Raw genomic sequence first — 12,083 nt, forward strand, 5'->3', positions numbered from 1 at the left:
GGCTACTTTTGCAGCGATAATGAATACACCCATTCGATTCCATAGAAACCTGGTTTTTGCCACCTTAGACAGTTTGAAACTGATCTTTAACGAGCAAAAACAAGCCGATAAAGTCCTTAAGCAAACCCTTAAACGCGACAAGCGTTGGGGTGCCAGAGATAGAGGTTTTATCGCCGAAACTACATATGACATAGTACGCTGGCAAAGGCTCTACGCCAAAGCGGCCGATGTAAAAGGACCTTATTCCAGAGAAGATCTCTTTAGGCTTTTCGCGGTTTGGGCTGTGCATAAAGGACACACTTTACCCAATTGGCCTCAATTTGAAGGGACCCCGGTTAGACGCATCCGAGGAAAATTCGACGAACTCAAAAGCCAACGTGTTTACAGAGAGTCCATCCCGGACTGGCTAGATGCCATGGGCCTTGAACAACTGGGCGGTAAATGGGAAAAGGAGATTCATGCCTTGAACGAGCAAGCGGAGGTAGTCCTTAGGGCGAACACCCTTAAGACCAATAAAACCAAACTTAAAGACGCCTTGGAAGATGCCGAGATACACACCAAGAGCAGCAAAGTTTGCCCGGATGCGCTCATCCTAGAAGAACGCACCAATGTATTTTCGTTACCTATTTTTAAAGAAGGATGGTTCGAGGTACAAGATATTTCATCGCAGCAAGTAGCTCCCTTATTGGACGTTAAACCCGGTATGCGTGTGGTAGACGCCTGCGCAGGGGCTGGAGGCAAGACCTTACACTTGGCAGCGCTCATGGAAAACAAAGGTCAGATCATCGCTACTGATATCTACGATTTTAAATTGGCCGAATGCAAGCGTCGTGCAAAACGAGCCGGAGCACACAATGTGGAAACCCGATTCATCGACTCGCCTAAGGTCATTAAAAAGCTCTACGGCACTGCAGATCGTGTACTTATAGATGCTCCCTGTAGTGGTTTAGGTGTTTTGAGACGTAATCCCGACAGCAAATGGAAACTCAGCCCGCAGTTTATGGAAGAGATCCAGGAACTACAAGCCGATATTTTAGCCCGCTATTCACGCATGGTGAAAGACGGCGGTAAACTGGTCTATGCTACTTGTTCTATTTTACCTGCGGAGAATGGACTACAAGTAGAAAAATTCCTGGCCTCAGAGGCAGGAGCTGCTTTCAAAAAAGAAGAAGAACGAACGCTATGGCCTAGTGAAACGGGATACGACGGTTTCTATATGTGCCTACTTACCAAATCAAACTAAAATGAAGTTTTACTTAAGCCTATTATTTCTTAGCCTTACTCAACTTGTTCTTGGACAACAACCGTATTATGACGATGTCAATCTCACCCTGACAGGAGAGGCACTCTACACGGAATTGCAAACTAAGATAAGTAATGCCAGTAGCACTTTCGATTATGCAGATGCAAGAGATGCACTACTGTTCACAGACGAAAATCCTTCGAATAGCAGCCAGGTCTTACTGATCTACGGTTATAACGATAGTGACGGAAGCTGTACTACAGACAGAACCCGTTCCAAGAGCCTGTTCGGGGGCATGGAGTGTGAATATAACAGAGAACACGTATTTGCTCGATCTAATGCAGACCCAACCATGGGATCTGTTGATAATTCCACAACTGGGATCGGTGCTGATCCACATAATCTACGCGCCTCAGATCAGCAAATGAATAACAACAAAGGCAATCGCAGGTTCGGAGATAGTAGCGGAAACGCTGGTGTTATTGGCGGAGGTAACTGGTATCCTGGTGATGAGTGGAAAGGTGATGTTGCCCGTATGATGATGTATATGTATACCCGTTACGGAGATCGTTGTTTGCCAGCGCTGATGGGAACTGGTCCAACGCAAGGCAGCACAGATATGTTGCAACTCTTTTTACAGTGGAATGTGGAAGATCCGGTAAGTTTTTATGAAGATCAGCGCAACGATTATCTAGAAACAGCCTACGGAAACAGAAATCCATTTATAGACAACCCGGTGCTGGCTACCATAATTTGGGGTGGTGATACTGCAGAAGACCGTTGGGGCCTCTTGGCTACAGCTACTTTTACTGCGGATGCCTTTGCGCTCTACCCTAACCCAAACACTAGCGGACAACTCAACATCAGCACAAGTTTAGATATAGATAGTGTTAAGATCTACAGCGTAACCGGTCAATTACTGCTAGAAGCACATCAATTTCAAGGAGAAATACTGGATGTTTCTAAGCTGAGTTCTGGACTATATTTGGTACAGATCACCGAAGCCGAAAAACAGTTAGTAAAACGGTTAATTATTCGCTAAATCTTCTTGATTTAGAGGGGAAAAATTTTCTGGAATTGACGTACCTTTGCATTGCAATTGTACGTTAATCCGGCCGTATTATGATTCATTTTTTTGGCGATGCTACCACCGTTTTCGCCGTCCAAGCTACTTCTGACTTTCAAGAATCTGACCTGCAAAAATTAACCTGGCTTTTTGGCAACCGATCACCGATCGAGGGCAAATCTGTTTCTGGAATTTTTATTGGTCCTAGAGCAGCCATGGTGAGTCCGTGGAGTACCAACGCTGTAGAGATCACCCAAAACATGGGTATTAGCGGAATCATTCGTATTGAACAATACGAGGCAGTTAGTGCAGATTACGCAGACTTTGACCCTATGCTAAGCCAAAAGTTCAACGGTCTAAACCAAGAGTTATTCACCATTGATATTGCGCCGGAACCAATAAAGAACATAACCGACATTGCAGGCTTTAATGCCAGTGAGGGCTTGGCCTTGAGCGATGACGAGATTGAATATTTGGAGCAACTGGCCGAACGCTTAGGCAGACCTCTTACAGATAGTGAGGTATTTGGTTTTTCTCAAGTAAACAGTGAACACTGTCGCCACAAGATCTTTAACGGGACCTTCGTTATCGACGGAGAAGAGCAAGACAGCAGTCTCTTTAAACTGATCAAGAAGACCTCAGAAACACATCCCAACAAAATTGTATCGGCCTACAAAGACAATGTGGCTTTTATAGAAGGGCCGGAAGTAACGCAGTTCGCACCAGAGCGTCCGGAAGTTCCTTCCTACTACCAACAAGAAGATTTTGAATCTGTGATCTCTCTTAAAGCAGAGACACACAACTTTCCAACTACTGTAGAACCTTTTAACGGTGCAGCTACAGGTAGCGGTGGAGAGATCCGCGACCGTTTGGCGGGAGGACAAGGTTCTTTACCTCTGGCCGGGACCGCTGTATACATGACAGCTTATTCTCGTCTGAATGAAACTCGTCCCTGGGAACAAAAAATAGACGCCAGAGAATGGCTTTACCAAACTCCACTAGATATTCTTATAAAAGCGTCCAACGGAGCTTCGGACTTTGGAAACAAATTTGGACAACCACTTATTTCTGGCTCGGTCTTAACTTTTGAACACGAAGAAGACGCCAAGGTCTTAGGATTTGACAAGGTGATCATGCTTGCCGGAGGTATTGGTTATGGCAAAAGATCTCAAGCCATTAAGGCAGCACCGGCTAAAGACGATGAGATCGTTATACTTGGTGGAGAGAATTACCGCATTGGAATGGGTGGTGCCGCGGTTTCTTCTGCAGATACAGGAGCTTTTAGCAGCGGAATAGAACTCAATGCTATTCAACGCTCTAACCCTGAGATGCAAAAGCGAGCGGCAAATGCCATTCGCGGTATGATAGAAAGTAAGAACAACCCTATAGTCTCTATTCACGATCACGGTGCCGGAGGGCACTTGAACTGTCTTTCTGAACTGGTTGAAGAAACGGGAGGTCATATCGACTTGGATGCCTTGCCTGTTGGCGACCCTACCCTATCGGCCAAAGAACTTATTGGGAACGAGTCTCAAGAACGTATGGGCTTGGTCATTGGCAGTGAAGACGCTGAGATCTTAAAGCAGGTAGCAGACCGTGAGCGTTCTCCTATGTACAAGGTAGGAAAGGTAACAGATGACCATCGCTTTAAATTCGAAGGGAGCAAATCCGGAGAAAAACCAATGGATTTCATGTTGAGTGATATGTTTGGCAGCTCGCCAAAAACTATCATGGAGGACCAGCGAATTGCCCAAGATTTTGAAGCAATCAAGTACGACCCGGCCGCCCTTAAACAATATGTCTTTGAATTGATGCGCCTGGAGGCGGTAGCTTGTAAAGATTGGTTGACCAACAAAGTGGACCGTTGTGTAAGCGGACGTGTTGCCAAGCAACAATGTGCCGGCCCACTGCAACTGCCTTTGAATAATTGTGGCGTAATGGCCTTAGATTACAAAGGCAAGGAAGGCGTGGCAACAGCCATAGGACATTCCCCAGTTAGCGGTTTGCTCGATCCGGCTGCAGGTAGTCGTAATGCAATTACAGAATCTCTTACCAACATACTTTGGGCACCTATTAAGGATGGCTTGAGTGGGGTTTCACTCTCCGCCAACTGGATGTGGCCCTGTAACAATCCGGGGGAAGATGCACGCTTGTATGAAGCCGTAAAAGCGGTATCAGATTTTGCCATCGAATTAGGGATCAACGTGCCTACGGGTAAGGATTCCCTTTCCATGAAACAGAAATACAAAGACCGCGAAGTCTTGTCACCAGGAACAGTGATCATTTCTGCTGCTGGTCATTGTGACGATATTACTAAAGTGGTGGAGCCTGTCTTGCAGAAAAATGCAGGAAGCGTCTACTATATTGATTTTTCCAAAACTGCGGCTGCCTTAGGCGGTTCCTCCTTTGCGCAGACGCGTTCTGCCTTAGGAAAGACTCCAGCTGATGTCTCTGATGCCAGTTATGTAAAAACAGCTTTCAATACCCTACAAGAACTTATCAGAGCGAATCAGATAGCAGCTGGGCACGATATTGGCTCCGGAGGGCTTATAACTACGCTGGCAGAAATGTGTTTTGCCGATCGTGACTTAGGAGCAACCCTGGACCTAAGCAGTTTGAACGCTGCTGATTTTGCCACAGCCTTATTTGCAGAGAACTGTGGTGTGGTCATTCAAGCGGTACAAGACAATACTGTTGAAAATGCCTTGAATGCTGCTGGAGTTTCCTTTGTAAATCTTGGATCGGCTAATCAAACCACTACACTAGCTTTAAATTTCAAAGGTGATTCTTTGAGTTTTGACATTGATGAACTGCGCGACGCATGGTACGAGACCTCTTATTTGCTAGACAGACAACAAAGTGGTGCCGAAAATGCCAAAGCGCGTTTTGATAACTACAAGAAGCAACCCTTGCGCTTTGAGTTCCCTGCGGAGTTTACCGGAGCGCTTCCGGAGATCGATCCGGCGAAGCCTCGTATCAAAGCAGCCATAATCAGAGAAAAAGGTTCTAACAGTGAGCGCGAAATGGCCAATGCTATGTATTTGGCTGGTTTTGACGTTAAAGACGTTCATATGACAGACCTGATCAGCGGACGCGAAACCTTAGAAGATATTCAATTCATCGGTGCTGTGGGAGGATTCTCCAACAGTGATGTACTTGGTTCTGCCAAAGGTTGGGCCGGAGCCTTCTTGTACAATGAAAAGGCCAAATCTGCACTCGATAACTTCTTTGCCCGCAAAGACACCCTATCGTTAGGCGTTTGTAACGGCTGTCAGTTGTTTGTCGAGTTGGGAGTGATTAATCCGGATCACGACGAAAAACCAAAAATGCTTCATAACGAGACCGGAAAATTCGAATGCAGTTTTACTTCAGTGACCATTCAAGAGAATCCGTCGGTAATGCTTGCCGGACTGGCCGGGAGCACGCTGGGGATCTGGGCTGCACACGGCGAAGGAAAGTTCTCTTTACCCAAAGCAGAATCTGCCTATAATATTGTAGCCAAATACGGTTACGAAGGCTTGCCTGCAAACCCGAACGGTTCCGACTACAACACAGCTATGATGTGCGACGACAGCGGTCGTCACTTGGTCATGATGCCACACTTGGAACGTTCTACTTTTCCTTGGAATTGGGGTCATTACCCCGCAGATCGCGACGACAAAGTAACACCTTGGTTACAGGCCTTTGTCAATGCTCGCAAGTGGTTAGAAGAAAATATGGAGGGCTAATTCCCTAGTTTTTAGGAGATCGTCAATTAAGACATAGAAGCTAATACCTCATTTATACGATTGACAAAAAATGGGTGTATTTTTTCGTATTTTGCAAAAAATCTAGCAGAATCGAACTATGACAGAAATTAAACGACTTTTTGACTTCCCCTATTATCAATTAGAAAACCTGCCGCGTGAGGATGCGCTAGTAACCAAATACGCAGGCACCTGGACTAAGACATCTACTCAAGAATACATAGATAAAGCCAATGCTATTAGCCGAGGCTTGTTGCGCTTGGGCGTGGACACCGGCGATAAAGTAGCCTTGATCTCCATGACCAACCGCACCGAATGGAATATCTGCGATATCGGAATATTGCAGCTTGGAGCACAAGACGTACCGATCTATCCAACCATTTCTGAAGATGATTACGCTTATGTCTTAAATCACAGTGAATCCAAGTACTGTTTTGTTTCTTGTCAAGAGGTCTTAGATAAGATCAACAAGATCAAAGATCAGGTTCCTACACTACAAGGTGTATATTCTTTTGACAGCATTGATGGCTGCGACAATTGGACGAAGGTTTTGGAGCTCGGAGCAGACGACTCCAACCAAAACGAAGTTCAAAAACGTATGGACACTGTTAAAGAATCTGACCTGGCCACCTTAATATATACTTCTGGTACCACAGGAAGACCTAAAGGAGTTATGCTAAGTCACAGCAACATAGTGAGCAATGCCATTAACAGTGCAACACGACTACCTATAGTCGAAGGATCTGCCAAAGCGTTGAGCTTTTTACCGGTCTGCCATATTTACGAACGCATGCTGATGTATATGTACCAATATACAGGTACAGGGATCTACTTTGCAGAATCCTTAGAAACCATCAGCGACAACTTAAAAGAAGTTAAGCCGCAAGTAATGACTGCGGTTCCTCGACTGCTAGAAAAAGTATACGACAAGATCATCGCCAAAGGAACAGACCTGACCGGGATCAAAAAGAAATTATTCTTCTGGGCAGTTTCTTTAGGACTTAAATGGAAACCTTACGGACAAAATGGTGGACTCTATGAATTTAAACTCAAGATCGCCAGAAAATTGATCTTTAGTAAATGGCAAGAAGCTTTAGGAGGAAACCTCCAGGCGATCGCCTCTGGTTCTGCTGCTCTACAGCCGCGTTTGGCGCGTGTATTCAACGCCGCGGGTTGCCCTGTTTTTGAAGGATATGGTCTAACAGAGACCTCTCCGGTAGTATCAGTAAACGATATGCGCAATGGTGGACTCAGAATCGGAACGGTTGGGAAAATGCTTCCAGATACCGAAGTGAAGATCGCAGAAGATGGAGAGATCTTGGTAAAAGGCCCTCAGGTAATGATGGGGTATTACAAGGATCCGGAGAAAACTGCAGAAGTATTAAAAGATGGGTATTTCCACACTGGAGATATTGGAGAGATAGATGCGGATGGATTCCTAAAGATCACCGATCGAAAGAAAGAGATGTTCAAAACTTCGGGCGGAAAATACATAGCTCCGCAGCTTATTGAAAACGTGATGAAGCAGTCGCGTTTTATTGAGCAGATCATGGTTATTGGAGATGGTGAGAAAATGCCAGCGGCATTGATCCAACCCAACTTTGAGTTTATTGCAGACTGGAACGAGCGCAAAGAAAAAGGCCTACCGTCTGACCCCGCTGCCTTGATCCAAGAAGAAAAACTGATCAAACGTATTCAGAAAGAGATCGATAAATACAACGAGCGTTTTGGGAAGTGGGAAATGATCAAAAAATTCGAATTGACCCCAGACGTTTGGAGTATCGAAGACGGTCACCTCACTCCTACTATGAAAATGCGTCGCAAGATCATCAAAGAGAAATACATGGATCTGTACAACAAGATCTACGGACATTAAAAAAGAGCGCTCCCTAAACGGGAGCACTTTTTTATTTATTTATTATGCGTGCATAATAAATTTATGTATCTTTGGAGGAGTTAACTCTCCACTATGAAGGAAAAGACCATAGACTACATTTTGCGCGCCACATGGATGGCAGTTGCAAAAATGTATAACGAAGAAGCAGGTAAGAAAGGATCCACCATGGCAACCGGTTTTGCACTCATCAGCATAGATCCGGAAGAAGGTACGCCTTCTACCGCCTTAGGGCCTAAAATGGGAATGGAAGCAACGAGTTTATCGCGCACCTTAAAGACCATGGAAGAAAAGGGCCTCATTGAACGTAGACCCAATCCCTTGGACGGACGTGGGGTACTGATCCACCTAACTGATTTCGGGCGTGAGATGCGTGAATACTCCAAGCAAGTTGTCATCACTTTTGACGAGGCCGTGAAAGAGACGGTAAGCAAGGAAGATTTCGCAACCTTTATGAGAGTTGGTAATAGTATTTTGGAACTCATTCAATCAAAAAAAATATACAACGAGAAAAAAATTGTATCCTAAAATGGCAAAACGAACCATTAATAAAGTAGCAGTCATCGGCTCCGGGATCATGGGAAGCGGCATCGCTTGTCATTTTGCCAATATTGGAGTTGAAGTATTGCTTTTAGACATAGTTCCTAGAGAACTCAACGAAAAGGAACAAGCCAAAGGTTTGACCTTAGAAGACAAAGTGGTTAGAAACCGCATAGTGAATGACGCCTTGGCAAAGGCTATCAAATCTAAGCCGGCACCACTTTATCACAAGAACTTTGCTAGCCGCATTACCACAGGAAACCTAGAAGATGATATTGCGAAAGTAGGCCAGGTAGACTGGATCATCGAAGTGGTGGTAGAACGCCTAGACATTAAGAAGCAAGTCTTTGAAAATCTGGAAAAGCACAGAAAGCCAGGAACGCTTATTACTTCCAATACCTCTGGTATTCCAATTAAATTCATGAGCGAAGGGCGCAGTGAAGATTTTCAAGCGCATTTCTGTGGAACGCACTTCTTTAACCCTGCACGTTACTTAAAGCTCTTCGAGATCATCCCTGGGCCCAAGACCAATCCAGAGGTCTTAGATTTCTTGAACGGATATGGAGAGCAATTTTTGGGGAAAACCTCGGTTGTAGCCAAGGACACTCCAGCCTTTATCGGTAACCGAATTGGGATCTTCAGTATTATGAGTCTGTTCCATATGGTTAAAGAAATGGGCTTGACCATAGAAGAAGTAGACAAATTGAGCGGACCAGTAATTGGTCGCCCAAAATCTGCAACCTTTAGAACGGTTGACGTTGTTGGACTAGACACCTTAGTTCATGTAGCTAACGGAATTGCCGAGAACTGCCCAGACGATGAGCGCAAATCGCTTTTCGTATTGCCGGATTTCATCAACGCTATGATGGAAAACCAGTGGTTGGGAAGCAAATCCGGACAAGGTTTCTACAAAAAAGTGAAGAAAGAAGACGGTTCTAGTGAGATCTTATCTTTAGATCTAGACAGTTTGGAATACCGCGCTAAAAAACGCGCTTCCTTTGGCACACTAGAGCTTACCAAAAGTATAGACAAAGTTATTGATCGCTGGCCAGTATTGGTAGGCGGAAAGGACAAGGCTGGCGAATTCTATCGCAAGACCTTGGCTGCGCTTTTTGCTTACGTATCTCACCGTATTCCAGAGATCACCGATCAGCTTTATAAAATTGATGACGCTATGAAAGCCGGTTTTGGTTGGGAACACGGTCCTTTCCAGATCTGGGATGCCATAGGCGTTGACAAAGGATTAGAATTCATAGCAGCAGAAGGATTAGAAGCAGCTGCTTGGGTTCAAGAAATGCGAGACAGCGGAAGCGAATCCTTTTACACTGTAGTAGATGGAGCTACTTATTGCTACGATCGTGATAAAAAAGGACAAGAAAAGATCCCTGGACAAGATGCCTTTATCATTCTGGATAACATCAGAAAATCTAAAGAGGTCTTTAAAAACAGCGGTGTCGTTGTAGAAGATCTAGGCGATGGAATCCTCAATGTAGAATTCCAAAGCAAGATGAACACCATTGGTGGCGATGTTTTAGCCGGACTAAACAAGGCTGTAGACCTAGCAGAAAAGGACTTTGACGGTTTGGTAGTAGGAAACCAAGCCGCAAATTTCTCTGTAGGCGCTAACATTGGAATGATCTTTATGATGGCTGTGGAGCAAGAATACGACGAACTGAACGCCGCCATAAAATACTTCCAAGATACGGTAATGCGCATGCGCTACTCTTCTATCCCAACGGTAGTTGCTCCTCATGGAATGACCCTGGGTGGAGGTTGTGAACTTTCGCTTCACGCCGATATGGTGGTTGCAGCCGCGGAAACCTACATTGGACTAGTAGAGTTTGGTGTTGGAGTGATCCCTGGTGGAGGTGGAAGTAAGGAAATGACCTTGCGCGCCGCAGATACCTTCCACAAGAACGATGTGGAACTCAACGTACTACAAGAGTATTTCTTGACCATCGGAATGGCCAAGGTGGCAACTTCTGCTTACGAAGCCTATGACACTTTCATCCTTCAAAAAGGAAAAGATATCGTTGTGGTGAACAAAGACCGTCAACTGGCTACAGCTAAGGCCTACGCCCGTTTAATGGCAGATCGCGGTTACACCAAACCGATCCAACGCACAGATATTAAAGTACTCGGTAAACAAGCCCTAGGTATGTTCTTAGTTGGCACAGATTCTATGGAAGCTGGACGCTACATCAGCGAGCACGATAAGAAGATCGCCAACAAACTGGCCTACGTAATGGCCGGAGGTGACCTTTCAGAACCACAACGTGTGAGTGAGCAATACCTACTTGATCTGGAGCGCGAAGCTTTCCTATCTCTATGTACAGAGCGCAAGACCTTAGAGCGCATTGAGCATATGTTGAAAAAGGGTAAACCATTAAGAAACTAGAAGATGAAAACAGCATATATAGTAAAAGCATATAGAACAGCCGTGGGGAAAGCGCCTCGCGGACTGTTTCGATTTAAGCGTCCGGACGAGCTGGCAGCAGAGACGATTGCATACATGATGAATGAGCTGCCGGAACTGGACAAAACTCGCATTGACGACGTGATCGTTGGAAACGCGATGCCTGAGGCCGAACAAGGCTTGAACATGGCGCGTTTAATCTCACTTATGGGATTAAAGGTGGAAGATGTACCAGGAGTAACCGTAAACCGTTACTGTGCATCTGGGATTGAAACCATCGCTATGGCAACAGCCAAGATCCAAAGTGGAATGGCAGATTGTATCATAGCCGGAGGTGCTGAGAGTATGAGTTATATTCCGATGGGCGGTTATAAGCCTACTCCAGACTACAACCTAGCCAAGAGTGGAAATGAAGATTATTATTGGGGAATGGGATTGACTGCAGAAGCTGTGGCCGATCAGTTCAAAGTATCTCGAGAAGATCAAGATGAATTTGCATACAACTCGCATCAAAAGGCATTGAAAGCACAGGCAGAAGGTCGTTTTGACGATCAGATAGTTCCTATAGAAGTGAACCACACCTTTGTAAACGCTGCAGGCAAAAAAGAGACCAAGACCTACACAGTAAGCAAAGATGAAGGGCCGCGCGCCGATACCTCTTTGGCAGTTTTAAATAAGCTACGTCCTGTATTTGCAGATGGCGGAAGCGTGACTGCCGGTAACTCTTCTCAAATGAGTGACGGCGCCGCTTTTGTAATGGTTATGAGCGAGGAAATGGTTAAAGAACTAAATCTGGAACCTATTGCCCGTATGGTGAATTTCGCCGCTGCAGGTGTTGAACCGAGAATTATGGGTATAGGCCCGGTTAAGGCTATTCCTAAGGCCTTAAAGCAAGCAGGCTTAAAGCAAGAAGACATTGATCTTATTGAACTCAATGAAGCATTTGCTTCTCAGTCCTTAGCAGTAATACGCGAACTGGGCTTGAATCAAGAGATCATCAATGTAAATGGTGGTGCTATATCGCTAGGACACCCTCTGGGCTGTACCGGTGCAAAACTCAGTGTGCAACTCTTTGACGAGATGCGCAAACGCGATATGAAAGGCAAGTACGGCATGGTAACCATGTGTGTGGGAACCGGCCAAGGTGCTGCAGGTATTTACGAATTTTTAAACTAAAA

Annotated in this window: 7 protein-coding genes; all 7 read left to right on the forward strand. The window is 45.2% G+C overall.

All coding sequences use genetic code 11. The annotated features are described in order from the left end of the window. Nucleotides 1–31 precede the first annotated feature (31 nt). The 7 genes from BTO09_RS00810 to BTO09_RS00840 all read left to right on the forward strand — a co-directional run bounded on the left by BTO09_RS00810 (nt 32) and on the right by BTO09_RS00840 (nt 12,081). Entirely contained in the window at nt 32–1,243 is a 1,212-nt protein-coding gene (locus BTO09_RS00810; RefSeq protein WP_087525453.1) for an RsmB/NOP family class I SAM-dependent RNA methyltransferase, read from the forward strand. 1 nt (nt 1,244) lies between these two features. Then, the gene (locus BTO09_RS00815) at nt 1,245–2,285 is read left to right on the forward strand and encodes an endonuclease (RefSeq protein WP_087522847.1); all 1,041 of its coding nucleotides are present in this window, start codon (nt 1,245–1,247) and stop codon (nt 2,283–2,285) included. Nucleotides 2,286–2,365: 80 nt separating this feature from the next. Continuing rightward, a complete protein-coding gene (gene purL, locus BTO09_RS00820) occupies nt 2,366–6,037 on the forward strand; it encodes a phosphoribosylformylglycinamidine synthase (RefSeq protein ID WP_087522848.1) in 3,672 nt (1,223 codons plus the stop codon). A 118-nt stretch (nt 6,038–6,155) separates the two neighbouring features. Further along, complete coding sequence (locus BTO09_RS00825; protein ID WP_087522849.1) at nt 6,156–7,931, forward strand: long-chain fatty acid--CoA ligase; 1,776 nt, start codon at nt 6,156–6,158, stop codon at nt 7,929–7,931. Nucleotides 7,932–8,024: 93 nt separating this feature from the next. After that, nucleotides 8,025–8,477 (forward strand): MarR family winged helix-turn-helix transcriptional regulator, encoded by a 453-nt coding sequence (locus BTO09_RS00830; RefSeq protein WP_087522850.1) that lies wholly within the window; start codon nt 8,025–8,027, stop codon nt 8,475–8,477. Between the two features lies 1 nt (nt 8,478). Further along, nucleotides 8,479–10,887, forward strand: a complete 2,409-nt coding sequence (locus BTO09_RS00835) for a 3-hydroxyacyl-CoA dehydrogenase/enoyl-CoA hydratase family protein (protein WP_087522851.1) — start codon at nt 8,479–8,481, stop codon at nt 10,885–10,887. 3 nt (nt 10,888–10,890) lie between these two features. Beyond that, complete coding sequence (locus BTO09_RS00840) at nt 10,891–12,081, forward strand: acetyl-CoA C-acyltransferase (RefSeq protein ID WP_087522852.1); 1,191 nt, start codon at nt 10,891–10,893, stop codon at nt 12,079–12,081. Nucleotides 12,082–12,083: the final 2 nt, after the last annotated feature.

The sequence above is a fragment of the Gilvibacter sp. SZ-19 genome (assembly GCF_002163875.1).
Taxonomy (GTDB): domain Bacteria; phylum Bacteroidota; class Bacteroidia; order Flavobacteriales; family Flavobacteriaceae; genus Gilvibacter.